21 protein-coding genes are annotated in these 25,810 nt (G+C 55.1%); 18 read left to right on the top strand and 3 right to left on the bottom strand.

The window, feature by feature from the left end:
- Positions 1-4: 4 nt before the first annotated feature.
- The 13 genes from ACFO6X_RS13690 to ACFO6X_RS13750 all read left to right on the top strand — a co-directional run bounded on the left by ACFO6X_RS13690 (position 5) and on the right by ACFO6X_RS13750 (position 15,284).
- Positions 5-592: a hypothetical protein gene (locus tag ACFO6X_RS13690; protein ID WP_382433997.1), complete on the top strand. Its 588-nt coding sequence runs from the start codon at positions 5-7 to the stop codon at positions 590-592.
- Positions 589-1,188, top strand: coding sequence for a hypothetical protein (locus ACFO6X_RS13695; protein ID WP_382433999.1), 600 nt, complete (start codon positions 589-591; stop codon positions 1,186-1,188). The genes ACFO6X_RS13690 and ACFO6X_RS13695 overlap by 4 nt, the downstream gene beginning before the upstream one ends.
- Before the next feature lie 165 nt (positions 1,189-1,353).
- The gene (mshL, locus tag ACFO6X_RS13700) at positions 1,354-3,111 is read left to right on the top strand and encodes a pilus (MSHA type) biogenesis protein MshL (protein WP_382434001.1); all 1,758 of its coding nucleotides are present in this window, start codon (positions 1,354-1,356) and stop codon (positions 3,109-3,111) included.
- On the top strand, positions 3,108-3,953 hold the full coding sequence (locus tag ACFO6X_RS13705) for a tetratricopeptide repeat protein (protein WP_382434003.1): 846 nt from the start codon (positions 3,108-3,110) through the stop codon (positions 3,951-3,953). The genes mshL and ACFO6X_RS13705 overlap by 4 nt, the downstream gene beginning before the upstream one ends.
- Positions 3,943-5,424 (top strand): ExeA family protein, encoded by a 1,482-nt coding sequence (locus tag ACFO6X_RS13710; RefSeq protein WP_382434005.1) that lies wholly within the window; start codon positions 3,943-3,945, stop codon positions 5,422-5,424. The genes ACFO6X_RS13705 and ACFO6X_RS13710 overlap by 11 nt, the downstream gene beginning before the upstream one ends.
- Positions 5,408-7,150, top strand: a complete 1,743-nt coding sequence (locus ACFO6X_RS13715) for a GspE/PulE family protein (RefSeq protein WP_382434007.1) — start codon at positions 5,408-5,410, stop codon at positions 7,148-7,150. The genes ACFO6X_RS13710 and ACFO6X_RS13715 overlap by 17 nt, the downstream gene beginning before the upstream one ends.
- Before the next feature lie 23 nt (positions 7,151-7,173).
- On the top strand, positions 7,174-8,439 hold the full coding sequence (locus ACFO6X_RS13720; protein WP_382434009.1) for a type II secretion system F family protein: 1,266 nt from the start codon (positions 7,174-7,176) through the stop codon (positions 8,437-8,439).
- A 3-nt stretch (positions 8,440-8,442) separates the two neighbouring features.
- A complete protein-coding gene (locus ACFO6X_RS13725) occupies positions 8,443-8,994 on the top strand; it encodes a hypothetical protein (RefSeq protein WP_382434011.1) in 552 nt (183 codons plus the stop codon).
- The gene (locus ACFO6X_RS13730) at positions 8,991-9,773 is read left to right on the top strand and encodes a type II secretion system protein (RefSeq protein WP_382434013.1); all 783 of its coding nucleotides are present in this window, start codon (positions 8,991-8,993) and stop codon (positions 9,771-9,773) included. The genes ACFO6X_RS13725 and ACFO6X_RS13730 overlap by 4 nt, the downstream gene beginning before the upstream one ends.
- Positions 9,774-10,004: 231 nt before the next feature.
- Positions 10,005-12,008, top strand: coding sequence for a hypothetical protein (locus tag ACFO6X_RS13735; protein WP_382434015.1), 2,004 nt, complete (start codon positions 10,005-10,007; stop codon positions 12,006-12,008).
- Positions 12,005-13,225 (top strand): type II secretion system protein, encoded by a 1,221-nt coding sequence (locus ACFO6X_RS13740; RefSeq protein ID WP_382434017.1) that lies wholly within the window; start codon positions 12,005-12,007, stop codon positions 13,223-13,225. Before ACFO6X_RS13735 ends, ACFO6X_RS13740 begins: the two co-directional genes overlap by 4 nt.
- Positions 13,222-14,538, top strand: a complete 1,317-nt coding sequence (locus ACFO6X_RS13745) for a type II secretion system protein (RefSeq protein ID WP_382434019.1) — start codon at positions 13,222-13,224, stop codon at positions 14,536-14,538. Before ACFO6X_RS13740 ends, ACFO6X_RS13745 begins: the two co-directional genes overlap by 4 nt.
- A 14-nt stretch (positions 14,539-14,552) precedes the next feature.
- Positions 14,553-15,284 (top strand): type II secretion system protein, encoded by a 732-nt coding sequence (locus tag ACFO6X_RS13750; protein ID WP_382434021.1) that lies wholly within the window; start codon positions 14,553-14,555, stop codon positions 15,282-15,284.
- A gap of 38 nt (positions 15,285-15,322) precedes the next feature.
- On the opposite strand, the gene ACFO6X_RS13755 is transcribed toward ACFO6X_RS13750, so the two are convergent.
- The 3 genes from ACFO6X_RS13755 to ACFO6X_RS13765 all read right to left on the bottom strand — a co-directional run bounded on the left by ACFO6X_RS13755 (position 15,323) and on the right by ACFO6X_RS13765 (position 18,368).
- The gene (locus ACFO6X_RS13755) at positions 15,323-15,565 is read right to left on the bottom strand and encodes a hypothetical protein (protein ID WP_382434023.1); all 243 of its coding nucleotides are present in this window, start codon (positions 15,563-15,565) and stop codon (positions 15,323-15,325) included.
- Between the two features lie 85 nt (positions 15,566-15,650).
- On the bottom strand, positions 15,651-16,958 hold the full coding sequence (locus ACFO6X_RS13760) for a 3-deoxy-D-manno-octulosonic acid transferase (RefSeq protein ID WP_382434114.1): 1,308 nt from the start codon (positions 16,956-16,958) through the stop codon (positions 15,651-15,653).
- Between the two features lie 21 nt (positions 16,959-16,979).
- Entirely contained in the window at positions 16,980-18,368 is a 1,389-nt protein-coding gene (locus tag ACFO6X_RS13765; protein ID WP_382434025.1) for a phosphomannomutase/phosphoglucomutase, read from the bottom strand.
- 126 nt (positions 18,369-18,494) lie between these two features.
- Between ACFO6X_RS13765 and ACFO6X_RS13770 the strand changes: the two genes are divergently transcribed.
- The 5 genes from ACFO6X_RS13770 (at position 18,495) to ACFO6X_RS13790 (ending at position 25,808) form a co-directional block, all read left to right on the top strand.
- On the top strand, positions 18,495-19,028 hold the full coding sequence (locus tag ACFO6X_RS13770) for a methylated-DNA--[protein]-cysteine S-methyltransferase (RefSeq protein WP_382434027.1): 534 nt from the start codon (positions 18,495-18,497) through the stop codon (positions 19,026-19,028).
- A 60-nt stretch (positions 19,029-19,088) separates the two neighbouring features.
- Complete coding sequence (locus ACFO6X_RS13775; protein WP_382434029.1) at positions 19,089-21,971, top strand: sensor domain-containing protein; 2,883 nt, start codon at positions 19,089-19,091, stop codon at positions 21,969-21,971.
- A 66-nt stretch (positions 21,972-22,037) separates the two neighbouring features.
- Positions 22,038-24,596 carry a chemotaxis protein CheW gene (locus ACFO6X_RS13780; protein ID WP_382434031.1) on the top strand — a complete coding sequence of 853 codons (2,559 nt, stop codon included), beginning with the start codon at positions 22,038-22,040 and terminating at the stop codon, positions 24,594-24,596.
- A gap of 62 nt (positions 24,597-24,658) precedes the next feature.
- On the top strand, positions 24,659-25,528 hold the full coding sequence (locus tag ACFO6X_RS13785) for a DNA/RNA non-specific endonuclease (RefSeq protein ID WP_382434033.1): 870 nt from the start codon (positions 24,659-24,661) through the stop codon (positions 25,526-25,528).
- 28 nt (positions 25,529-25,556) lie between these two features.
- On the top strand, positions 25,557-25,808 hold the full coding sequence (locus ACFO6X_RS13790) for a hypothetical protein (RefSeq protein ID WP_382434035.1): 252 nt from the start codon (positions 25,557-25,559) through the stop codon (positions 25,806-25,808).
- Positions 25,809-25,810 lie beyond the last annotated feature (2 nt).

Raw genomic sequence — 25,810 nt, forward strand, 5'->3', positions numbered from 1 at the left:
GGCCATGAAATACGCTGCTTTACTGTTGAACGGTTTGGCCGTCTTATTGTTGGGTTGGGGTACGTATGGGGTGGCCCAATTGGTGCAAGCCCGTGGGCCGGTGGTACGGCCTATCATGGTGGAGCTCGCGCCATTACCCACCGCACTACAAGGGGATCAAACCCGCATGATGGAGGCGTTGGGTGCTATGTCGCGCCTGCAAACGCAGTCCTTCAGCTCCCACGCTGGGGCCGAGAATCTGCTGGCCTTGCCCACGCCAGGCAGCGATGTGGTGGGCAGTGTGCAAATGCCTACACGCTCTTTGTCGGTGCATCTGGAAAATCTGGCCGTAAACACCCAGTCGGTGATGATTGATGGGCGACTCGCGCAACGCGGCACCCGTCTCCACCACGGTGGCCGGGTCTCACAGGTACAACCTAGCGAGGTGGTAGTGACAGAACAGTTGGGGCGCCAAACGCTGTCGCTCCCACTGTCTGAGCTGCGGGTAGGCACTCTCAGATGGGCGGATGGCTCTCCAGCCAGTGTCAACACACAACAGTTCCGCTCGGGTTTGGCTGGCAGTGCACCATCAGCCGTCAAGGTGACCCCATGAGCAAAGCCATTGGGGTGGGGGCCGGCGCTGGCGTCTTGGTGCTGTGTGCCTTGGGCGTTTGGCAACAAGGACAACCGGGTCTGCGAGGTGTGTCTGTCCCTGCGCACCGGGTAGAAGGTATGGCTGTCGTACCAACCCCGATGGCAGACACCACCTACACAGCCCCCGACAAGACCACCACCAACCCCACCACCACGACAGGCCAAGAAACCATATCTGGCGCACCCTCTGCTGTGGCCTATACGGCGGCACAGGCTTCGGCGGGCACGGCCGTGCCCAACCAAACCAATGACACAGTGCTCAAAGCCCAACTTGATGGTTTATCGGCACCAGGCCGGCACCCCAGTCCATTAGAAATGGATCAGTGGTTGGCAAAGCTCCAGCAAAGCCAAGGTAAAGAGGCCTTGGGTGCGGTGGATGTGAACACCCTGCGCCACAACCTACAAGCCACTGCCCGCCTGCATGCTTTAACGCAACAGCTACTGCCCCTGGCCCAAAACCCTACGGTTGAAAACAACCAAAAACTTCAACTGCTGGTGGCCGAGATTCAGCAAGTGCAAGGCGCGTTGCGCACAGACGTATTGGCCCCAAAGTGATCACCATGATGACTAAGACCTGCGATTTTTCCCTGCCTATTCGGGCTTCTGCCTGCGTTGCCCTGATGGGCTAACAGTCCGCCGGATTACTGTGCGATTTGCCGGAACGACATCTTCCTCATGACGAATTTCAAGACTCACCTTAGCAGCGCCAAGGACAGTTCCATGAACAAACAACCCTTTCTTAAGCCCTTGGTGATGGCCTGTGCCGTATTGGTGCTGGGGGGCTGCGCTGGTCAGCCACCACGCAGTGCCAGCAGCCTCCCACCGCCAGATGCTGTGGCGGCCGATCAGCTGCGAGAGCACATGGTGCTGGAATCGCAGCGCCTGCTGGCCCATCAGCAATCCTTGCAAGAGGGGCTGAACAAACCAGCGCCTGCGCCGGTCATTGCCCCAGTGGCCCCAGTGTTTGATCCGCTGGAAGGCAAATTGATCAATATTGCCATGTCCAAGGCCACGATCAGTCAGATACTGGAAGCATTTGCCGATGCAGGAAAACTCAATCTGATTGTTGATCCCGCCGTCCTCAAAGGGGGGCAGCTCGCAGACATGCACCTGCGCCACATCACCTTGCGCGAAGGTTTTAACGAAGTATTACGCACCTACGACGTGGCGGGTGAGTTTCGTGGCAACACCCTGCGGGTGAACTTGACAGAAGAAAAGTTCTTTGCCCTCAACTTTCTGAACACCAAGACGAGTATTCAGATGGGCTCCGGTGGCAACGTTTTTGGCAGCACTACGGGTGGTAATTCGGGCGCCCAACAAGGCAGCCTCACCCTCTCTGGTGGAGGCGGCAGCAACAGTGATCCATACCTAGAACTGGAAAACGCCTTGAAATCGGTGCTGGGTGAAAACACCCAGGCCCGTTCGCCGCAGCAATCGCCTTCCTCGTCAAACCCTTCGCCCGCTGCGGCCCCGACAGCCTTTTCTGCTGGCATGTCAGGGAACTCTTCGGCAACAGCATCCAATGCCCCCTTGGCAGTCACGCCCACTATGGGGGATGACACAGGCTTTACCCTGAACAAGATGACGGGCACGCTCTATGTCAAAGCCCGGCCCTCGAAAATGAGGGCGGTAGAGAAAATGCTAGCCCAAGTACACAAGGTACTGGGCAAACAGGTGTACGTCGAGGCACAGCTGATCGATGTGCAACTGGCAGACAACTTTGAATTTGGCGTAGATTGGACCACGTTGCGCAGCCGTCTGGCGGCTGGGTTTGGTGCCTCTCCCATGCAACTGTCAGGTAGCACAGCCACTTTGCCCAATGCCAGTACGGGCTATGCAGCCAGAGCCCTTTCTATTCCAGCCGCATTGATTGGCAGTGTTTCGGGGCCAGCGGCGGGCCTGTCCTACCAAGGCAGCAACTATGGTGTGGTGATCAACGCCTTGCGCTCCTTTGGCAACCTCAAGGTGCTCTCCAACCCGAACGTGCAAGTGCGCAACGGCACCCCGGCCCTGCTATCGGTTGGCAGCAGCACCCGCTATGTGTCTCAGTCTTCGTCCACGCAAACCGCACCGGGCGGAGGTGCTACCACCACGTCCTCCAGCGTGCAAACCGATACGGTTTTCTCTGGGGTGATGGTGGGGGTCTTGCCCATGGTTCGGGATGATGGGCGCATTGAACTGTTGGTCAACCCCATGCAGAGCGATGTCGATCCCAGCAGCTTGCAACTGGTGGCCGTGGGTGGAGAAAACCTGGTGTCCTTACCCAAGGTCAGTTACAAGGGGCTCACTACCACTTTGAATGTGGCCGATGGCGATGTGGTCGTGGTGGGCGGTCTGATTGATCAGCGCAGCTCTACCAACGACCGGGGGGCTCCAGGGGTCTCTGATGTGCCCCTGCTCGGCAAGCTGTTCAGCAATGAGAACAAAGTGCATGGCAGCCGTGAGTTGGTCATCGTCTTGCGGGTGCGTGTCCTATGAGCCTGATCCATGATGCACTGAAATCGATGGACACCCCTGCTGTGTCTACCCCCGTGGCGTCACGCCCTGCCACCACTGCTGCCCGCCCCGCTTGGTTGGGAGGGGTATTGGCTTTTGTCAGTGTGCTTGGTGCAGGCGGTGTTGGCTGGATGTTGTGGCAGGATCAACTGTCAGACAACATCAACATCCCGCCACAGGCCATGGTGCAGTCTCCCCCCGTGGCGCCACTAGCTGTACCCGCCACGGCAGAGGCACCTACAACGCTCACTGCGCCGCCAGTGGCTGTTGCACCTGCACCACCAGCAGCACAAGCACCGGCCCCGGTGCGCGTGGCAGAGACAGCCCCTCCGGCGGCTCCCGCTGTAGTGACAGCCGCCGTGGCCAAGCCTATGCAGGCATCACCACGGCGTGCCCCAGCAGCCGTGAGTGCAACCAAAGACGCTGCACATTCTGCTCCCTCCGTAGCGGAGACCCCGGTGGAGTTGCTTTTTGCCCGTTTTGTGGCTGCTATGAAAAGCGGGCAGCAGACCGATGCAGAACAGGCATTGGCCGCATTGAAGCAACAACTTCCTGCGGGTGCCATTGGGTTGGTACGCGCGCAAGCCTGGTTTGATCTTCAAGCAGGGCGGGACACGGCTGCTGCCGAAGGCTACCGCACCATTCTGGATCGTATGCCTGGTGATGAAGAGGCGGCTATCAATCTGGCCAGTATTCAAAGTCGGCAACACCAATCCGAAGAAGCTCGGGCCACCCTGGATGCGGCTGCACGGCTGCAACCCGACTCCACTGCACTGCGTGCTGCCCTGAGCCACTTTACCCCTGCCATTCGCCATGACCGCTAGCACGGTGTACGCCGCTCTGGGGCTGGTGCGCAACCCTTTTCCACCCACGCCAGATGCAGGCTCTTACTTCTTCACCCCACGGTTGGAGGAGGAGTTCACAGAAATCCGCCATTGCATTGAGACGCGCAAGGGCTTTGCCCTGTTGACGGGGGAGGTAGGGCTGGGCAAAAGCACCATGGTGCGGCGTTTGTTGGACACCTTGCCACCGGGGAAATGCCATTCCGCCCTGATTCTGAACACCTTTTTGCAAGGTGAGGCGCTGTTGTCGGCCATTCAAACAGATTTTGGCCTGCCTCCCGCCGAATCAGTGGGGCAAGGTTTGACGCAATTGACAGAGTTTTTGATCGCTCAGCACCAAGCCGATCAAATCAGTCTGCTGGTCATCGACGATGCACAAAACCTGACCGTGGAATCTCTGGAGCTGGTGCGGTTACTGTGCAATTTAGAAACAGGGCAAGAAAAACTGTTGCAGATTCTTCTGGTAGGACAGCCAGAGCTGGAACAAACCTTGGCATCGCCACAACTGCGCCAACTCAAAAGCCGCATTGTGAAACACACCCGTCTGACGGGTCTGAAAAAAGACGAGTTGACTCGGTATTTTGATTTTCGTGTCAATGCTGCCAATGCGTCGGGACGCTTATCGATCCACCCCGCCGCTGTAGAAAAACTGTACCAAGTCACGCAAGGTAATTTACGACAGGTTCACTTGGTGTTGGATCGCTGTCTTTATGGTTTAGCCAGTCATCGCCAATCGGTGATTGATGTGGCCCTGATTGGCCGTGCGGTGGCCGACCTCCCGGATCTGGGAATGGCACCAGGCGCAACAGCACCAGAACATCGCACGCAGCGGGCCTGGCTTGCCGCGGGTTTACTGGCAGGTACAGCCACAGTAGCCGCCGCAGGCTGGTACTGGACTGCACAACAAGCAGAACCTTTGCCTGCAGCGCCTGCCAACACAGTTCCAGCTCCGGCAGCCCCAGCAGCTCCAGCCACACAGGCATGGACTGAGCCCCCCAAGGCAGTAACCCCAGAACCGTCCGAGCAAACAACGCCCCAAAGCCATCCACAAGATGTGGCCCTTTCTCCGCGTCAAGTATGCGAACAAAAATTGAAGGCCGTTGCCGAAGCGGATGATGTGCTGCAAGTGCAACGCCTGCCCACCGGTGTTGCAGACATGTTGCGCCCTTCCAATCGGGTGTGTTCTTTCAAGGCAGACGAAGAGACTTGGGCAGCTTGGCTCAGTCGTAATCAAGTGCGCCACATTCTGACCGCCCAGCAGGCCACTCGCAGCGTGCAAAGTGTGCTCAAAAGCCAAGGCCTGCTTGATATTCCTGCCCCTGATGGCCTTTTCGGCCCCAAAACGGGAGAGGCTTTGTCCCGTTTTCAGCAGCAACACCGTCTGGCCCCAACAGGACAACCAGACGAACTGACTTTCTTGCTTTTGGAGAATTTAAATGTACCAGCCCGCTGAATCCGTGTTGGCGACTTCGCTGCGCCCACAGCATGCTGTAGATCCCAGCACAGATCGATTGGCCGTTCTGAAAGACAAGAGTCCTTCACTGGGTGCGGCATTGGTACAAGCCGGGGTGGTGTCTCACGTCGCCATCGATTACGTACTCCAGAAGCAGAAAATTGAAAAAGTGCCTATGGGTAACTTGCTGGTAGAACTGGGGTTTGCCAGCGCCAGAGAGGTGGCCTTGCACTTGGCCGGTCAACGGGGTTTGAGTTTTGTGAACCCCAATGAAATGCCCGAACCTGATACGGCAGTAGCAGGCGTTTTCAACCGTGCGCTGTGCCTGACATACGGCTTCTTGCCAGTGCGAGAAGCCGATGGGCTGATTGAAGTGGTGCTGGGCGATGCACAGCCAGACGTGGTCACGGAGCTGGTGCGGCGCAAACTGGGCAAAGACTGCCGTTTCTTTCAGGGTGAGTTTGACCGGGTGGCGCAGGCTATCCAACAGCACTATTACTTTGCAGACAACCCACCGGCCCGGTTGATCGAAAGTGAAGTGCGCAAACTCGAGGCCGACATTGACCGGGCTTACAGTCCAGCACGTCTGCTGGAACACATGCTGCACTTGGCTGTGCGCGAACGGGCTACCGATGTCCATTTGGCACCCACTGCCCGCAGCCGTTCGGTATTGATGCGGGTCGATGGTGTGCTGCGCCCCATCTTTGCGTTGTCACCCGCGCTGGATCGGTTGGTGGTCTATGTGAAGTTGCAGGCAGATATGGATGCCAGTGAGCAACGATTGCCACAAGACGGCAGCTTTACAGCCCAGGTGATGGAGCAAAACTTCACTATTCGGGTCTCTACGCTGATTTCAGAGTTTGGCGAGCGGATGGTGCTGCGTATGTTGCCCGAGCGCAGTAGTCTGGACAAACTCGATGACCTCGGCTTTTTGCCTGAAGACGTGGCCGCCATGTCCAAGGCATTCTCCAAACCGCATGGACTGATCCTGATTACCGGGCCCACCGGCTCTGGCAAAAGCACCACACTACATGCTGCCCTGCGTATGCAGCCTTTGATTGAGCGCAATGTGCTCACCGTAGAAGATCCTGTGGAATACCGGGTTCCTGTGGCTTGCCAAACAGAAGTCAATCGCCGTGCCGGTTACGAGTTTGCCAATGCCATGCGCCACTTTCTGCGCCATGACCCCGACATTATTTTGGTGGGGGAAATTCGAGACCCTGAAACGGCCAGAGCGGCATTGGACGCCTCCTCCACAGGGCACTTGGTGCTGTCCACATTGCACGTAGGCAGTATTTTCGGGGTCATGCCCCGACTGAAGCTGCTGGGGGTAGATGCAGAAACCATTGCAGAAAACTTGGTCGCCGTCATTAACCAACGGCTGGTGCGGCGTATTTGTCCACACTGTGCGGCACCACGCTTGGCTACTACCGAGGAGCGCCGGTGGTTAGGACAGGTAGAACCCGACGAAGCTTTGCATGTTTACCACGGCACCGGTTGTCACCACTGCCGTGATACGGGTTATCTCGGTCGTTTGCCTGTGTATGAAATGCTGGTTGTCAGCCGCGACTTGGCCGATGCCATTGCATCGGATTCCAACCGAGCAGAAACACGCCAGCGGGCATTGGCCGCAGGAATGCGCCCGATTCTGACGCTGGCCCGACACCGTGTATTGGCTGGTGAAACCACGATGGAAGAAATCCTGCGCACCGTGGGTGAAGACTGAACCTCGCCTAGACAAAGCACAAGATGGCTACTCTCAACACTTATTACTACCGTGTGTTGTTACCACATGGTGCCTTGAAGTCTGGTCTGCTGCGTTTGGCAGTAGAACGAGACCTCTCGGCGCGTTTGCGCTTAGAGGCAGAAACAGATGGCACAGTCGTTCATCTGTGGCGTTTGCCCGCATGGTTGGCTGGTGCAACAGACATGGTGTTGCGCTTGTTTCGCCATCAGGTGCGTACCGAGGATTTGGCTGGATTCTTGCGCGATCTCGGTTTGATGATGCGGGCGGGTGTGCCGGCCTTGGAGGGTTTAAAAACCCTCATTGACGAAAGTGATGTGGGAGGTAATCAGGCCGTCGCCACGGTGGCGCGTCACATGTGCGATGACCTCAATGCTGGTGTGAGCATGACGGAAGCCTTTAACCGCCACCCCAATATATTTCCTGAAACAGTGCGCAATCTGGTGGCGATTGGTGACCAGTCTGGCACATTAGATCGAATGCTAGGAGAATGTGCAGACCATGTAGAACGTATGATGAATATCAAACGTGACATTAAAACTGCACTAATTTACCCAGCATTTGTTTTTGCCACTATTTTTGGTGTGGCAGGCTTCTGGATTTATTATGTCGTGCCCAATATGGCACGGCTTTTCAAGCAATTACAAGCCAAATTGCCACCTTTGACTGAATGGTTGGTATCATTTGCCGATGCTTTATCCAATCATCTTCCTTGGGTAGTATTGGTTTTGGTCGTCTTGAGTATAGCTGTGACCATATTATTCAAGCGATCTGAGCGGTTTCAGGTGGGCACTTATTCATTTTTGCATCGCTTGCCGATTGCCCGTACATTGTTGGTATCCTCTGGTATGGCGCACATGACAGAGCATTTGTCTATCTTGGTACGTGCGGGGGTAGATTTGGTTTCCAGCTTGCGTATTTTAGGACGTGCCACCAAAGATCGTTACTACCGAGTGCGTTTGCTACAAATCTCTGAATCAGTGTCCAGAGGTGAATCGGTATCATCATCCATGCGCCGTGTAGGTGGGTTTCCGGCAATGGCCGTACGCATGATTGCTGTAGGGGAGGAATCTGGTAGTTTAGATGACCAGCTATCGCATTTGGCTGCTGAATACCGTAAACGCTTGGAAGTATTGGTAAAATCGCTGGCAGAAATTCTGAAGCCTGTCATTATTTTAGTGGCAGGTGGTTTATTCCTATTTTTGATAGTTGCGCTGCTTCTGCCAATTTATGACTTGGTTCGGCAATCTGTCAGCCAGACTATGGGGTAAATCATGGAAAAACCATTATTGGTAGGCGGTGGGGTACTTTTGCTTGGTTTGCTAGGGGCCACAGGGTTTGTGGTGCCCACCCTCAAAGCCAATAACCCCCCGGTATCCACAGGGGTGATACCAAAAAGATCAACACCCACAAGCCCTTCTACCGAGTCTATTGCTGCAAAAACTCCAGTAGCCTCATGGAGCAAAGAAGATCGTCGTAAAAAATTAACGCAGCTGCGTACAGAGATGTCCGCTGTTTTGGCACAAGGCCATCGTGCGTCTCCTCAAAAATCTTTGGCCTTATTAAACGAGCTAGAACAACTGTCTCAGGGAGAAGTTGATCCCCGGTATTTTCAGACTTTACGCAATATCCTGAATGAGAGTATCACGGTTCAGACACTCAACCTTGAGCTTCAAAAGCTTTCCAGCAGCACTGCACCACAGGACGTTGCCCGTACACAGGCTGTGCTTGATGAGATTCGTGCAGCCAGTCAACGTATTAATCATGAGGCGATGCTGCTAAAAACCTATGCTTCAGCGCCATTGCCAGGTAAAAAAATACCATGAAATGCACTGTAGCCAGCATATCCTGTCCTGCCCGTACAGCACAGACTGGATTTTCTCTGCTGGAGGTTGCTGTAGCCTTGGTTGTTGCTGGGCTATTATCATGGGCTACCTTCAGTGGCTACGAAACAGTGTCAGCCCAGCAAGAGCGAGAAAGAGCACAGGCAGTGGGACAACAACTTCAATCCATGCTGCGAGCCTTTTCTATGCGACATGGCCGGTTGCCTTGCCCAGACACCAATGCAACAGCCAACGGTTACGAATCCATGACTTCTGGGGCATGCACTGCCGGTAATCAACTAGGATGGTTTCCATATATTAGCCTAGGGTTAGATATTCCACCGCCGCTGCACCGTGCACGGTATGCCGTTTTTCGCTCTGCGCATGCAGATCCACTGCAAGACGCAGATTTGGCAGTGATTAAGGAGCGCACAGACGATTCGCCCAGCGAGCCAGATTATCTGGATGTCACAGATCTGGTCGTTGGTTTGAACAACGCATCCAAATTGTCTTTGTCCACAAGTCATCCCTACCTGACAGGCGATGGCGGGCCGTCTGGAGCAATCGACTGTGGCGCTAATCCTGTCATGGCGGCGGCCTATTGGCTGGTGATTCCACTACAAGACAAGGACGCAGACAACAACCGCCTTGATACACCACAGACAACATCTGGCCTGTGTGCTGCCAACCCTGCTGCACCTTTACGCGTCCACTCCGATGACATCGTGCTGGCAGAATCTCCAGCACAACTGGCGGGGTGGTTACGCAAAAGTATGCCGTGATTGGTGGCACCCATGGTGAGCACCGTTCTGTCTTTTGTCCCTCTTGCTGAGGTTTTTCCATAAATGATGCCGCATTCCGTTCATCGACCATCCTTTGGATTTGGCTTGGTCCAAGTGCTGCTATTGATTGCGGTACTCAGTGGCCTTGCCACTATGGGCTATCTCCAATGGCGCGAACGCTCTGCCATCGATGCTTCTCAGCAAGAGCGCCAAGCACTGGCACAAGCAGATTTGGCCATTCTGACTTTTGCCACCGTCCTGAAACGGCTGCCATGCCCTGACACCAACCGCGATGGTCTGGAAGACTGTGGCGGTGGTACGCAAAAGGGTTGGCTCCCTTCTCTCACTTTGAGTCTAGCGGGTGCAGATGCTGGAGTGGATGTAGGCCAACTCAGATATCTGATTCAACGCGGTGGCGGTGCTTTTGATTTGACAGTGTTGGATGATGCTTGGCGTCCATTGGAATACGATGACACAGGCAAGACTTTTGCCTCTATGAGTGCCTCCAATGGTGCTCTCACCTTGGCTGATTTATGCCAGCGCCTCAATGAAGGCGGGAAAGCCAGCTATACCGCAGGTATGGCAGAGGTGCGCTCAACCCCCGTACGGACTGTGGCCTATGCCTTGGTACACCCTGGAATCAATGATGCCGATGGGGATGGTTCGCTGTTTGATGGCGTCAATGCCAGTGCAGACAGTGCAGTAGAAGACCCCATCCGCAGACCTCTGCTGGCAAGTTATAACGATATCGTATTGGAAAAATCGTTTGCCAATTTGTATTCCACTTTCCACTGTCAAACGCTGATCGACTCTATCAATACTGTTGCATTGGGCTTGGATGTTGTGCAACAAGTAGAAGATTTACGCCAAGATAATATTGACTCCGCTAAACGGGCAGTGGCTTTTGCAGCATTGGGCGCAGGCATTACAGCGATTGAAACCACTTCCACCGCCATGGAAGCTGGGTCAGATGGCGGCAATGCTGCGGCTGAATGGGCTACCTGTGCTGCCAGTTTGGGTTTGGCCGTGAATGCCTGTGCCGCCGCTCCCCAGCATACAACTACAGCCACGGTACTAACGGCTGGAGTTATTGCGGCCAATGTAGTCTCGATTGGTCTGAATGTGACGGCAGCCGTGATGGCGGGCAATGCCTTGGCACTGGCCGATAGTTCAAAACCTGCTTCCTCCTTAAGTTGTCCTGCTGTGGATATGTCACAGGCAGTCAATGCCGCCAAGGCCGAATGGGATACCGCCAAAACAGACAAACAAACCATCAGCACAAAAATCACCCAAAAGCAAACGGATTTGGCCATAGCCAATACAGCCAAAACCAATGCGATGAACACGCTATGGGCACAAGTTCGGTCGTTTGGATCGACTACAACGATTGATAATCGTATTCAAACTGTTTTTGATGCTGCATCTAATTGGCAAACCCAATCTTCTAGTGTAAGTGCTGCTTCGTTGCGAGTGACGAATTATCAGACGGCTGTAACCAGTTGGGACAACCAAATCACATCCTATACTAACAAAATAGCCAATCGAACCACCATGATCACCCAACTTCAAGGTGAGATCGCCACCTTGGATGCCCAAATTGCCGCCACTACCAACCCATCAACCAAAGAATCATTGCAAAAACAACGACTGGAAAAAACATCAGAGTTAACTCTGCTGAATGATCCTGCCACATTGCAATCTGAATACAACAAGGCAGTGGTTGAAAAAACAAATGCCCAGAACAATCTGAATACGGCACAAAGCGATTTGATTGCGGCCCAATCCAGCCTTGGTTCTGCACAAACGAGCTATCAATCTGCTTACAATAGCCTGCTCAATGCCGGCCGATACAGTATTCTCAATGCATCAGGCGCAGTCATTGCTACAGGGTGCAGCACCTCATCAAGTGGTATTTGTCAAGCAGGCGATACCAGCACCTACTCTGGAATTAATGCTGCATTGCGTGATTTATTTGGCACATCCACCACCAGCCCCGATCCAGATGGGAAGTATCTTTTGCCATCCAAAATTGAGAAAGAAATCGCAGCCTTACAGGCCCAACTAGACAAAGCTTCTGATCGTGAAACCAATGCCAAAAGCCAATATGACACGCTCAAAGCACAGGCCGACAATCCACCACCGTGCAATATCACTGGTTCCGGTGTTACGCCCATGTCACCCAATGCTGCCGAAAACATCTTGAAAACAGTAGATCAAAAGGGAGGTACAAGATGAAAAATATCTTCCGCTCCCAACGCGGGTTTTCATTGGTTGAATTGGGCGTGGCAATGGCCGTCATGGGCATGATGGGCATCTTTGTTTGGCGCTGGGTAGAAACCACCCGAGCCCCCATGGAGAGACCAGAAATGCAACGACAGCTCAATGAAGCGCAGGCTGCATTAGAAGGGTTCTTGTTGGCCCACCATCGGCTTCCATGCTCTGCCACTACCACCAATGGCAATGAATCTTGTGTAGATGCTGCAGCCGTACATTTTCCTTGGCGAACCTTGGGTATGAGCAGTGAATTGGGGCAACTGCATTATGGGGTCAATCGTGGTGCTGGTATGGATTTGGCAGCATTGCCCTCTGCATCGGTATCACCCGACTTGAATATTAATTTCACCGATATGCCGGTGTTGCCCACCTACACAGGCTCCCTGTCTGCCTCGGCAGCAGTCACCGCCGCAGCGGCCAGAGCACAAGCGGCCATCACCCAAGCCAACACCCGCCGTGCTGCAGTCAACGGCTTGGACTGGTGCCGCACCTTGCGCGGGTATGCCGCCAACCTTTCTGCGGCAGGCGCACTCACAGCAGGCAATGTGTCTAGCAGCTTGCCCGTTGCTTATGTGCTTGTCCACCCCGGAAGCAATAACCAATTTGAGGGAAACAACGCCATTGGAGCCAGTGGCACTTGGCGATTTGACCTTCCGGGGCAGGCACAACAACATGATTTTGACGATATAGCTTTGGCGGTGGGGCCAGCCGACCTTGGCACCCGTTTGGGCTGTGTGGGCCGCTTGGGGGCCATGCAAGCCAGCGCCCAAGGCGCCTATGCTGCCTATGACAATGCACGGGTGATGCAACAGTACTGGTCTTTGCGGGTATTTGACATTGCCACAGCAGAATCAGCTTTAGAGTCTGCGGAGGCTGGGGTCACGATGGCTGCCATGGGTTTGGCCTTGGCAACCACCAGTGCCGTTTTGAGTATTGCCTCTGCCGCCAATACCGAAGGTGTCACAGCGTTTATTGTGGCGATGGCGGCGGTCAATGTGGGTGTAGCCGTGGCTGAAACGGTACTTGCCGCCCAAGACCTGACCGATGCCCAAGAGGCCTTAGAGGACTCTAAAGACAAGTTGGCAGCAGCCGACACGTACGCCGTTCAGGTCTACGACACCTTCACTCAGGCACTGACCCAAGCCATCCGGCTGGATACAAAGGGATTGAACCCATGAAAATGCGGCGTCGAATGGCGGGCTTTACCTTGGTGGAGATATCTGTAGCTCTGCTGGCTTTGGGTTTGATTCTGCCCGGTGCGGTGGTTTATTGGCAACTTTCTGAACGGCAACGTGTATCTGCCTCACAAGCCAATGTGCAACAGCAGGCACGGGATGCTGTGGTTGGTTTTTTGCACGCCAACTACCGTTTACCCTGTCCGGCAGCAGACGCTCTGGGGGTGGAGTCTTGTACTGAAGGCACAGGGTTGCGCCAAGTGGGGTTTGTGCCTTGGCGCACGCTAGGACTGCCCCGGCCAGAAGCGGGGGCATTGCGTTATGGGGTCTACCGAGAAGATTCGGCTGTGGCACACGAAGATCGTGATTTGGCCGCGATCAAAGACCGCATGAATCCATTGCGGGTGCGCACACCAAATCCAACGCCCCAAAACGGTAATGCCCCTAATGCGAACGCACCACCTGTGCCTTCTGTCGCTGCGGGTTTATTGGGGGCTACCCAGTCTGGTGATCCAGCCAATCCCCTCAATACGGCCTGCAATGCTGCCAACAGCCCTCCGTGCCCACTGGGGGGAGCACAATCCGTCAATCAGATAGATGTGTGTTTGGCCTTGAATACGGCCAGCGAAGCTCTGGTTGCACCAGCAGGGCAACTGGCGGTAAACATGCTTGCAGGCCGTCGGCCTGTGGCGTTTTTAATTGCAGCACCTGGTTTGTTGGATGCCGATGGCAACGGCCAAAATTTTGATGGCGCCAATGCCAGCGCCAGCAGCAGTGCGCCTACCTTTGAGGCGCCTGGGATGGCCGTTTCCAACGCCTATGATGATGTGGTGCTGGCTGCCAGCCATGCTGAGCTTTTTTCAGAGTTGCAATGTGCGGGTGCGTTGTCTGCAGCCTCCCATGCCCACTTTAACGCCGCCACTGGTGCCTTTGTGCTGGAGCGGGCGCTGTATGACTACCGAGACCAACTGTATGTCAGTGTCAAATTGGCAGAAGCGGATGTGGCTGCCGCTGGCGCAGGGGTGGCAGGGGCTGCCAGTGGCGTATTGGACGCAGCAAAAGAAATGCTCTCAGCCACTGCAGACACCACCATGTCTGTAGGGGCACGCTCTTTCCAAATCGGCTTGGCCGCAGCCGGTATTGTGGCTGCCGCCGCAGGGGGCGTTGCTGCAGGGCTGGCAATGGCCGACAGCATTTCCTCATTGGCTGAAGCGGAGGATGTACACAGCGACTTTGCCACCCGCACTACGGCCATGACCAACTTGGCGATCTCTGTCAACCGCAATACCTTGACGGCTGATGCCCTCGGTTTTTGAATTTTCTACCCACCATGACCCCATCAACATCACATCCTATTGGTACCATAATCCGCCGCCAAAAAGGCTTCTCGTTGCTGGAACTGAGCGTTACTTTGGTCGTGATTGGCTTGTTGCTAGGGGCAGTAGCCATTGGGCGTGACCTGCAACGTACCGCAGCCAATCAGCGCCTGTCCACCGATTTCATCCAAGGCTGGCAACTGGCCTATGAAACCTTTGTCAATGGAGTGGGGTATCCCCCAGCAGACAGCCCAACCAATCCCACAGGCCGTGTCAATGGCAGCAGTGCAACGGCAGGCACCGAGTTGTGTGGCAATGCCATGATCAACGCTTTTTTAGCTGCCGGTGTTCGGTTACCAGAGGGCAGAGCTGAAGGGCAAGCAGATCGGTATGCTTATCTCGACAGCAACGGCAATCCACAAGAAGTGCAAGTGTGCTTCCAAAGTGTAAATTGGGCTGAGCCTGGCGCATCAGTCGCAGCATACGACTCACGTCCGCGCAATGTGATGGTAGTCCGTGGCGTTACCTATTCGTTGGCGGCCATGTTGGATCAACAAATTGATGGTCACGGCGACGCTCGTTTTGGCCGGTTGCGTGCCCAATCACTAGCCAACGACACCACCGCAACAACCACTGGCGCTGATTGGCCGGTGGATGAGCGCATGGCCTTTGGCAGCTCTACAGCAACTTCGCTGGATGAGTCCCAAATTGCCGTGACCACTGCTTACTTCAAAATGATGCGCTAATGCAGCACGGCCCATCTGCAACCAACGGCACCCTGCATTCAAAAGTCTTTTTTCGCCAAGGTACGCAGGTGGGGGTAGGCATCAAGATGGTCTTCAGACAGATGGTGCAAGGCCATAAACACCGCGGGCGGAAACCCCTTACGGCCTCCATCGCGGGTGTCGTAGATGAGTCTGTCCACATAGCGAACAAAATCCAAATGGCCCCAGAACATCTCTAGCTTATCGCCAATGTGGGGATAGGCACTGTTGATGGTGTTGAAGTGAATGTTTTCTTTCAGCATGGCGGGGCATCATCGGGCAGATGATGGGGTTTTTCCAGTTTCAAATCGTTAATGGGACGCATTTCTAATCTGAAAGTGATTTTGATCAACCTACTTTGGACAGTACCGACTCCACCGCGGTTGCGGTTGCTTGGGCGGCACCCCGGTGTTCTTGGCTGAGCAAGAGGGCAGCCGCTTGCGCTTTTTCCAACAAAGCCCCCTCCTGAATCCAAGTCTCAGCAATCGCAATGGCTTGTGCCATATCGGCAGCAGGGCGGGCCACTTCTTGCCTGAGTGCCAGTGTGGCCGCCTCGGCAAAGTTGAAAGTATGCGGGCCCAACACAAGAGGACAGCCACAGGCTACCGCTTCAATCAGATTCTGTCCACCCAAGGGGGCAAAACTCCCCCCCAGCAATGCCACCGTAGCCAAGCTGTAGTAGAAAGCCATTTCGCCAATGGTGTCTCCTATCCAGACATCTGCAGGCTCAGGATAGTCTTTCCACTGGCTACGCCGTGACACGCGCAATCCTGCCTGCTCCAGCACAGTGGCCACTGCATCAAAACGTTGTGGATGGCGGGGCACAATGAGCCACTGCACATTGCGGTGGGTTTGAGCCTGTGCCGCCCATGTTTGCCATGCCTGCAACCACAGCTCCTCTTCTCCTTCACGGCTGCTGGCTAACAGCAATACTGGTTTGTTGATATGGCTACGCCAAAGTCGGCCTTGGGTGATTTGCGCTGCATCGGGTATGGCATCAAATTTCAGGTTGCCAAACACCCCTTGCACGGGAGCGCCCAGTGCACACAAGCGTTTGGCATCCGCATCACTCTGGGCATAAACTGCGGTCAGTCCTGCATAGGCTGGACGGGCTAGCCAACCGAGGCGCCGTGCTTGTTGGTACGACTTTTCATTCAATCTGGCATTGGCCAGTACCAAGGGCACATGGTGCTGCTGGCACATGGCGATCAGGTTAGGCCAAATTTCTGTTTCCAGCAAAATACCCAACATTGGTCTGAATCGGCGCAAAAAACGCTGGACAGCCCCCGGCGTGTCCCAAGGCAGCCAAACCTGCCGATCTCCGGGTTGCAGCAGCTTCTGGCCTTCAGTGCGGCCTGTGGCGGTACTGTGCGTTAGCAGCAAGCGCAAATGGGGCCGCTGTTGGCGCAGCGCCGTCAACAAGATAGCGGCCGCACGGGTTTCACCCAGTGATACCGCATGAATCCAAATCCAACCAGCCTTAGCATCTTGTTCGGGTGTTGCTGCGCTATGGTGATTTCCGTAATGCCCGAACCGTTCTTCCACAGCCAGCCCATACCCTGGCTCGGCCACAGCCCGACGGCGCAACTTGTACCGTAGTAAAGGTTGTGCCAAATAGATCAGGGTGCTATAGAGAGCACGGGCCAAGGAGGGCATCAGCATCAGGCGTCAACGCAATCAGTGTGCAGCATGGCCCAGCTGGGCATCTGGCTTAACACGCTGCAGCAGGGCTAACATGGTCGCTTCAATACGCTGTAGAGCCTCGGGGGTTTGTCCCTCAAAACGCAAAACCAGTACTGGTGTGGTGTTGCTGGCCCGAATCAGCCCAAAACCATCTGGCCAATCCACCCGCAAACCATCAATCGTGCTCACTTGGGCTGGAGCAGCGAAAGTTTGGGCGGCCAAAGCCTGTAATTGGGCACTGAGGCGGTGCGGCTCCCCTTCAACACAGGGCACATTCAGTTCGGGGGTGGAGTGGCTGCAGGGCAGGGCATTGAGCACAGCACTGGGATCGACATGGCGGCTCAGGATTTCCAGCAAGCGGCAACCGGCATAGGTGCCATCATCAAACCCAAACCAACGCTCCTTAAAGAAGATATGGCCGCTCATCTCGCCACCCAGCGGGGCCGCGAGTTGCTTCATTTCTGCCTTGATCAGTGAATGGCCTGTCTTGTACATCACTGGTATGCCGCCTGCGGCCACAATGGCCGGTGCCAGCCGCTGTGTGCATTTGACATCGAACACGATATGTCCCCCTGGCACACGGCTGAGCACGTCTTGTGCAAACAACATCATTTGGCGATCGGGAAAGATGTTCTGTCCATCTTTGGTGACGATGCCTAAGCGGTCTCCATCGCCATCAAAGGCCAATCCCAATTCAGCACCACTGGTGTGCAAAGCGGCGATCAGATCGCGCAGATTTTCGGGCTTGCTCGGGTCAGGGTGGTGGTTAGGAAAATTGCCGTCTACTTCGGAGAACAGCTCAATCACTTCGCAACCCAATGCCCGAAAAATCGCTGGAGCCGAAGCACCAGCAATCCCGTTGCCACAGTCGACCACGATCTTCATTGGACGGGCCAAATGCACATCATTGCAAATACGCGCTTGGTAAGCAGCCAGAACGTCTGCTTGACGCACCTGTCCGCCCGGAACCAATTGCCAGCTTTCCGTCTCCATGGTGTGGCGCAATGCTTGAATTTCTTCACCATGAATGGCCCGCCCCGCCAGCACCATTTTGAAGCCGTTGTAATCTTTAGGGTTGTGGCTGCCTGTGACTTGAATACCCGACTGGCACAAGGTGTGGGCCGCAAAATACAGCAGCGGTGTAGTGACCATGCCCACGTCAATCACGTCAATGCCCACGTCGATCAAACCGGCAATCAAGGCAGCACTCAATGCAGGCCCAGACAAACGACCATCACGCCCTACGGCAACGGTGGTTTGCCCTTCGGCCCGCGCCGCAGTGCCAAAGGCCCGGCCCAGCCCCCGTGCCACCTCTTCGTTTAATGTGGCAGGCACGATACCGCGAACGTCATAAGCCTTGAAGATAGAGGGAGAGGGCTGCACAGGTTGGAACTTTCAGGAAAGGGAAAAGAAAAAGTCGGCGGCATTGTAGGCGGCAGGCCATTGTCAGGAAAATGCCTACATCCCTTGCTATAAGTCTTTTTGTATTCCATCCTTTGTAGGAAACACATGCCCTTTCATCCCAACACCGTTCAGTACCGTGCCCACAGCCCGTGGGGGGAGCTGGCCTTGGCTGCATCACCGCAGGGTTTGTGTGGTCTGTGGTTTGTCGGTCAGCGCCACATGCCAACATGTCTAGATGCGTGGCCACACCATGCCGACAACCCGTATGTGCATGCTACCTTGGAACAATTACAAACCTATTGGGAAGGCCAACGAACCACATTTGACCTGCCGCTGGATTGTTCCAGTGGCACGCCCTTCCAACAATCGGTGTGGCAGGCGTTGCGCCACATCCGTTACGGCCAAACATGCAGCTATTCGGCGCTGGCCAAGCATTTGGGTAAACCCTCTGCAGTGCGTGCCGTGGCGGCTGCCGTAGGCCGCAATCCGATCAGCGTGATCATTCCTTGCCATAGAGTGCTGGGCCAAGATGGCAGCCTGACTGGCTATGCCGGTGGGTTAGAACGCAAGTCTGCTTTGTTGCAGCTCGAATCTGCACAGTGCCAAAGCATGTCAATCGGGTTAACCCCTGCTCTTTGACCAGCGACAGACGGCGCTGGTGCAACGATACTCCACGCCGACACACAGGAACACTGACACATGAACGCGATGGATCCGCTCCAGGCTCTGAGCCAGCGTGAGCAAGAACTGCTGACCACCTTGGAGGCCACTGGCGGCGGACGCTGGACTTGGGACTTGCGTAACCACCAGCTTTCATTTCATGGTGATTTCTACCGTCCTTATGGTTTGTTGGAGTTGCCCGAGCGCCAGCGTACGGCCTATTGGCGCAGCCTGCAACATCCTGACGATATGGCTGTCACAGCAGCACAGCTGCGGCCTGTGCTGAGCGGAAAGACCAAAAACTACGAAGTCGAATTCAGGGTGCGCAACACCGTTGGTAGCTGGCGCTGGGTGCGGGTGCGTGGTTGTACCACCGCACAAGAACACCGGGGCCGGGCACTGCGTATTGTTGGCATCATCACCGACGTTACCGAACAGCGTGCCACAGAAGAAGCACTGCGGGCCTCAGAGGCCAAATACAACACGATCTACCAAGCCCTGCCAGATCCAGCAGGGATGGCCCGCGTGGCCGATGGCTGCTTTGTAGAAGTCAATCCAGCGTTTTGCACTTTAATGGGCCTGCCCCGCGAGTCCATCGTGGGGCACACCTCGGCAGCACTGAAAATATGGGCCACTCCCCATGAACGCTCCCGGTTGATGCAGCTCTATCAGCGCCACGGCAAGGTAGACAAATTACCCATGGTGGCACAGCGCCCTGATGGCACCAAAGTGCATGGTCTAATGTCGGCCTACCCGGTGCCTACTGCCGATGAAGAATGTTTTGTCTTTGTGTTTCACGACATCACGCGTGAGCAACGCATCTACGAGGAGTTGCAAGCCAGCAATAGTCTGTTGCAACAAGCCGGACGTTTAGCACGTTTGGGCGTCTGGGAGGACTTGCCGGGTCGTGGGCCCGTGTACTGGTCAGACGTTTGTTACGAAATTCATGGTTTGCCGCCGGGCAGTCCACTGCCGCGCGATTATGTCCAGCGCCATGTGGCGCCTACTTGGCACGACACGTTTCGCAATGCGCTGCGCCAGTGCATCCGCCAGCGGGTGGAGTGGAATTTAGAAATTGAGATCGTCAGGGCTGATGGCCGCTTGGTTTGGATGCGTGCGCTGGGTGAGCCTGTCGTGGAAGAGGGCCGGGTAGTGCGTATCCGTGGGGTTATGCAAGACATTGATGCATCCAAACGGGCCGAGGCACAGGTACGTGAGCGCGAGGCACTGCTCTCACTCACTATGGCGGCTGCCTCCCTAGGGCGTTGGGATTGGGACATGCAAACCGGCCTCATCCAAGGTGACGTCCGCTGGCGGGCCATGCGGGGACTGCATCCCAATGAAGAAGGGGCCAGTGAACCAGTGCCGTGGCAGCAATGCACGGTGGCTGAAGATGTACCCAAAATTGCACGAGAACTGGATCGGCATACCCGACATTCGGTCACGCACTTTGATGCCACCTGGCGTGTCCCCCAACACAGTGGTGGTATGCGCTGGATTCGCAACCTCGGTAAAAGTGTGGCCCACGATGTCAGTGGTCATCCCGTGCGGATGTTGGGGGTGTCGATGGACGTCACGCCCCAACACGAACACGAACAACAACTGCACCGGCTGGCACACCACGATGCACTCACGGGCCTGCCCAACCGTGTGTTGTTAGCTCGTTGCCTCACGCAAGCCATGGAACAGGCCCGCACCTTGGGCACCCTCCTTGGAGTAGCCTACCTGGATCTGGACGGCTTTAAACCCGTCAATGACCAACACGGACACGAAGCAGGAGACCACTTATTGGTGGTGGCTGCCAATCGCCTCACCCATGCATTGCGTGCCACCGATTGTGTGGCCCGATTGGGAGGAGATGAGTTCATTATTTTGCTGCCCGGTCTACACAGCAGCATCGATTGTGAACAAACCCTACACCATGTCATGGAAGGTCTGGCTGCACCGTACAGTCTTGGCCATGAATCAGTCACCGTCACCGCCAGCATTGGCTACACCTTGTATCCACAAGATGATGCCGATGCCGACACCTTGCTGCGCCATGCCGATCAGGCGATGTACCACGCCAAACAAGCGGGGCGCAATCGCTTCTTTCAGTTTGATGCAGCTTCTGAACGCGCGGCACAGCAAGTGCTGGCCCATACCGCTCGCCTACACACAGCCCTGACCCAACACCAGTTTGTGCTCTACCTGCAACCCAAGGTTGATATGCGCCAAGGCACGGTGATTGGTGCCGAAGCCTTGGTGCGCTGGAATCATCCTGAAAAGGGACTGTTGGCCCCTGGCAGTTTTTTGCCGCAAATGCAAGGCACCGCCTTAGAAACCATATTTGGTGCCTGGGTGGTAGACACCGCGCTCGATATGGCGGTGACACTGCACAACCACGGCTTGCTGCTGCCCGTGAGTATCAATATTGCGGCACCGCATTTGCAGCAGGCAGACTTTGCTGATTGGTTGGCCCAGCGGATGGCCTGTTATCCCCAACTCCCCAAAGGCAGCTTACGCATCGAAATCACTGAGACGGCCGCCCTTTACAACCTAGAGCCTGTGGCACAAACCCTCTTACAGCTGCGGGAAATGGGCGTATGTACTGCATTGGATGATTTTGGCACAGGCTACTCCTCCCTGACCTACCTGCGCCGTTTGCCCCTAGAGACCATCAAGATCGACCAAAGCTTCGTGCGAGGCATGGCCGATGATGCTGGTGATCTGGCTATCGTGCAGGGTGTCATTGGATTGGCACGGTCATTCGACTACCGCGTGATTGCCGAGGGTGTAGAGACGGTAGCCCAAGGCAGCATGTTGCTGCAAATGGGTTGCAATCTCGCACAAGGGTATTGCATTGCCCAAGCCATGCCTATAGAGGAGTTCATTGAATGGGTGGGGCGCTGGCAAGCGCCACTGCCTTGGCAACAACCATGACACGCTGAGACATGGCCCAGCTTTTGCATTCTGTTTCACAGCCCTGTCCAGAAAGCGAAGTCCGCCATGTCCTCAAGTGCCACTGTCCACACGGACACCTTCATCCCCTTCATGCGCGATGTTGCACGTTGTGAAAATGCACTGCGCGAACTCAACCTGATGTGGCGGCTGATTGAGGCTTCCGCCAAAATGAACTGCCCTGAGGAAGCCCGAAGCCTATTGCCCATGATGAGTGCCACCCGTGAAGGTTTCCAGCGGCTCGAGAGCGAACTGGTGACTTCACTGGTACAAGAATCCATTCAGGAAGTGATGGCCGAGATTGGCACCAGTGCGCGCCATGTGATTGATATTGTGGTGCGCAACCTGTACGAGCGCACTGCCGATGTGGGCTTCTTGGCTACCGATCAGAACTTGTGCAGATTTGTGGCCGGTATTGACACCGACCCAGAACCCGTTCTTGAGCGTTTGCAGGAATATCGCAACAAATACACGGTATATGACGAGATTTTGCTGCTTGATGCACAAGGCACCGTGCTAGTTCACACAGATGCCGACTCCCGCATCGAAGGCAGTCACGACCCGTTGATTGCCCAGACCTTGCAAGGCCGAGGTTACATCGAGACTTTTCGGGCAAGCAATTTGCGTCCCAGCAAAACCCATGCACTGCTGTATTCCCATCGGATGTTAGATCCCCGCAACGGAGAAGCCGTGGGCGTGCTTTGCCTGAGCTTTGCCTTTGGTAGCGAGATGGAAGGTATCTTTCAAGCCCATCAACACCAAGATCACCACAGCATTGCCTTGCTACTAGATGCCCAGCAACGGGTGATTGCCAGCAGCGACCCTTTATGGATTCCGGTGGGTGCCCCTGTCCCTGTGAACCATAGTGGTGCGCCAAAACCAATGGTGTGTGGTGGCCGCACCTATCTGGTGCAAACAGCGGTAGCCCAAGGCTACCAAGGCTATCCTGGGCCCCAAGGTTGGGCAGGACAAGTCATGGTTCCTATTGAGTTGGCTTTCTCCACCCAACCAAGCCAGACCATCGACCGCCTTGAACCATCGGTCGCACTGGGATTGTTGGCCCATGCTCAAACGTTTTGCCCGCCGCTGAATGAAATTGTATTGGCAGCACAAACCATCCGGCGTGTGGTGTGGAACGGTCAGGTCATGACAGCCACCGAACGGGGCAGTGAGCAAAAACTCAAGGCCGTACTAGAACAGATTGGTCAAACTGGCGCCCGAACCAATGAAGTTTTCAACCAATCTATCCGTGATTTGTATGGCACGGTGCTCAGCTCCCGTACCCGCGACAGTGAATTGCTAACCCATTTGCTGGTGGATCTGCTGGATCGCAACCTTTACGAGCGGGCCAACGACTGCCGGTGGTGGGCGCAGACCCCAGAATTAGGCACTTTGCTGGCCCATCCACAGCCCGGAAAAGACGCCTTGGCACGCATCACGGCCATACTTGAGCACATCCATGCTCTCTATACCGTTTATGCCCGCTTAGTGGTGTACGACCGGCAAGGCCGTATTGTGGCGGCCAGCCGCCCCCATTTGGCCGATGGCAGCAGTGTGCTCGACATGCAGATTGAAGCAGAAGCACTGTCCGCAGTGCTGGCGCTGCCCAACACCCAAGCCTACCATGTCAGCCCGTGGCATGTTTCGGCACTGTGTGATGGGCAAGCTACCTATACCTACCATGCGGCCATTCGGGCGCCAGGCTCCCATGCAGCAGTGGTGGGGGGTATTGGGATTGTGTTTAACGCACCTCAAGAATTTGTTGCCATGCTGCATGGCAGCACATTAGACAAGCCGGGGATTCAAGCCGCCTTCATCAACCGCCAAGGGCACGTTCTTTCCAGCACCCACGCCAGTTATCCAACGGGCAGTAGCTTGGGTTTGCCCCCAGACCTCTTGCAACTTGAGCGCGGACAAAGCCTGTCGCGGGTGATGGTCATGGATGGGCACTATTGCATCGTTGGTTGTTCGGCATCATCGGGTTATCGCGAATTCAAACGCAGCGATGGCTATCGCGAGGACGTGCTGGCAGTGTCTTTTGAGCGTCTGGGTGCCTTGCAAAGCACAGCGGTCGATGCAGTACACCGACAACGGGCCGCATTGCTGACCGAAGTGCCTGCCACCGAAGGGGTAGAGATGGCCACATTTTTTGTGGGTTCCTCGCTCATGGCACTGGAGGCCAAAACCGTACTGGAAGCATTACCGGCCAGCGCCATTGCCCCGGTATCTGCTGGACGACGGCCCTATTGCGTAGGCACCTTGGCACGCAAAGCCCAAGGCAGTATCTCTGGGTATGTCTGGGTGTTTGATTTGGGCCACCTGCTCTCTGGGCAAGCCTCTGTCTGGACGCAACAAAGCCAAGTCATTGTGTTGGAGCATGGTCAGCAATGCGTTGGTTTGCTGGTCAGTGAATTGCATGGTGTTGGCACATTTGCACACCAACGCATTGTCAAAGCACCTGCATTATCTGGTGTGGCTGGCAAACTGATCACCCACTTGATCAAAGCCCATCCGGGACAAATGCTGATCCAATGCTTGGATGTGAGCCAACTGATGGCCCTGCTTTATCGCCATGCTACAGGAACCATAGACGTCTTGGCCGCATAGCCCTTGTGTGCAGAAAGACACCCACTATTGCACGCCAAGGGGCACAATGTGGGCCTATGTTTATGTCTATTTCCTCTAGTGGCTTGGCACTGGCGCTGCTGGTGGTGTCGGGGTCGGCCTTGGCGGCTTCCACCGCTTGTCCTGAACATTTTGTGGGGGGACAGCCGCCCGTGCTCGTCCAGGCCAAGCTCAAGCCACGCACCCAAGAACTGTGTTTTATTTCATTCGCTGTGCTGCATTCGGGCGTCAGCCGAACACCTCTCTATGCGGCAGAGCACTTAACACGCGACAATTTGGCATTGGCAAAGAAGCTATCGCGCAAGGATTCGTTTCGTGCCGAGTCGGCGCTGCCCCCCTCAGACCGTGCAGAGTTAGAAGATTACCAACGCAGCGGTTATGACCGGGGCCATCTGGCACCCAATGCAGACATGCCTACCCGTGAGTCTCAGAGGGACTCTTTCTCGTTAGCCAATATGGTTCCTCAAGTCCATGCCAACAATGCGGGGGTATGGGCAGGCATTGAAGCGGCTGCACGGCAGCTGGCTATAGAGGAAGGTGAACTCTATGTGATCAGTGGCCCCGCTTTTGTGGGTAACGACATTCGGAAAATCGGTAATGTGTTGGTACCAACCCACCTTTGGAAAGCAATCTACAGCCCCAAACAGCAACGGGCAGGCGCCTATCTGATCACCAATGATGACACCAAAGACTATGCCATGATCAGCATGGCGGATCTTGAAAAAATGGTTGGCATCAATGTATTGCCCACTTTGCCAAGCAAAGTACGTGAAAGCGGAATGAATCTTCCAAAACCAGTGTCACAGCGCGGCGGTAATTCACAGAACAAAAACCAACCCCCTGAAGATGAGTATCAACTCAAAGATTTACTACACGGTGTACGAGATTTTATTCAGCGTGTAATCCAAAAATAAACAACGTACTTTTTGGAACAAGGTTACCATGCAAGAATTCAAGCCTTACAGCAATGAGAAAGATGTCATTCGCATTGGCGGTTTCGAAATTGAGAACCGCCTAGACAGGGTGGCTATCACAGGCGATTTAGTATTAACCAAAGATCAAAATGGGCTGGCACTGGCTAATGATTTACGAATTCTAGCTGGGCGCATCGTTAAAATTTTGGAAAAAGAAAAAAAACTTCCAAAATCTATAGAAGAAAAAGCTGCCAAAGTAGTAAAAAATCCATTTATTTGAGA

This window comes from Giesbergeria sinuosa (genome assembly GCF_042652905.1).
GTDB lineage: Bacteria > Pseudomonadota > Gammaproteobacteria > Burkholderiales > Burkholderiaceae_C > Simplicispira > Simplicispira sinuosa.

Excerpts from the sequence above, each read along its gene's own strand:
- ACFO6X_RS13690 (WP_382433997.1), top strand. The coding sequence starts at position 5 with ATGAAATACGCTGCTTTACTGTTGAACGGTTTGGCCGTCTTATTGTTG.
- ACFO6X_RS13695 (WP_382433999.1), top strand. The coding sequence starts at position 589 with ATGAGCAAAGCCATTGGGGTGGGGGCCGGCGCTGGCGTCTTGGTGCTG.
- mshL (WP_382434001.1), top strand. The coding sequence starts at position 1,354 with ATGAACAAACAACCCTTTCTTAAGCCCTTGGTGATGGCCTGTGCCGTA.
- ACFO6X_RS13705 (WP_382434003.1), top strand. The coding sequence starts at position 3,108 with ATGAGCCTGATCCATGATGCACTGAAATCGATGGACACCCCTGCTGTG.
- ACFO6X_RS13710 (WP_382434005.1), top strand. The coding sequence starts at position 3,943 with ATGACCGCTAGCACGGTGTACGCCGCTCTGGGGCTGGTGCGCAACCCT.
- ACFO6X_RS13715 (WP_382434007.1), top strand. The coding sequence starts at position 5,408 with ATGTACCAGCCCGCTGAATCCGTGTTGGCGACTTCGCTGCGCCCACAG.
- ACFO6X_RS13720 (WP_382434009.1), top strand. The coding sequence starts at position 7,174 with ATGGCTACTCTCAACACTTATTACTACCGTGTGTTGTTACCACATGGT.
- ACFO6X_RS13725 (WP_382434011.1), top strand. The coding sequence starts at position 8,443 with ATGGAAAAACCATTATTGGTAGGCGGTGGGGTACTTTTGCTTGGTTTG.
- ACFO6X_RS13730 (WP_382434013.1), top strand. The coding sequence starts at position 8,991 with ATGAAATGCACTGTAGCCAGCATATCCTGTCCTGCCCGTACAGCACAG.
- ACFO6X_RS13740 (WP_382434017.1), top strand. The coding sequence starts at position 12,005 with ATGAAAAATATCTTCCGCTCCCAACGCGGGTTTTCATTGGTTGAATTG.
- ACFO6X_RS13745 (WP_382434019.1), top strand. The coding sequence starts at position 13,222 with ATGAAAATGCGGCGTCGAATGGCGGGCTTTACCTTGGTGGAGATATCT.
- ACFO6X_RS13750 (WP_382434021.1), top strand. The coding sequence starts at position 14,553 with ATGACCCCATCAACATCACATCCTATTGGTACCATAATCCGCCGCCAA.
- ACFO6X_RS13755 (WP_382434023.1), bottom strand. The coding sequence starts at position 15,565 with ATGCTGAAAGAAAACATTCACTTCAACACCATCAACAGTGCCTATCCC.
- ACFO6X_RS13760 (WP_382434114.1), bottom strand. The coding sequence starts at position 16,958 with ATGCCCTCCTTGGCCCGTGCTCTCTATAGCACCCTGATCTATTTGGCA.
- ACFO6X_RS13770 (WP_382434027.1), top strand. The coding sequence starts at position 18,495 with ATGCCCTTTCATCCCAACACCGTTCAGTACCGTGCCCACAGCCCGTGG.
- ACFO6X_RS13775 (WP_382434029.1), top strand. The coding sequence starts at position 19,089 with ATGAACGCGATGGATCCGCTCCAGGCTCTGAGCCAGCGTGAGCAAGAA.
- ACFO6X_RS13780 (WP_382434031.1), top strand. The coding sequence starts at position 22,038 with ATGTCCTCAAGTGCCACTGTCCACACGGACACCTTCATCCCCTTCATG.
- ACFO6X_RS13785 (WP_382434033.1), top strand. The coding sequence starts at position 24,659 with ATGTCTATTTCCTCTAGTGGCTTGGCACTGGCGCTGCTGGTGGTGTCG.
- ACFO6X_RS13790 (WP_382434035.1), top strand. The coding sequence starts at position 25,557 with ATGCAAGAATTCAAGCCTTACAGCAATGAGAAAGATGTCATTCGCATT.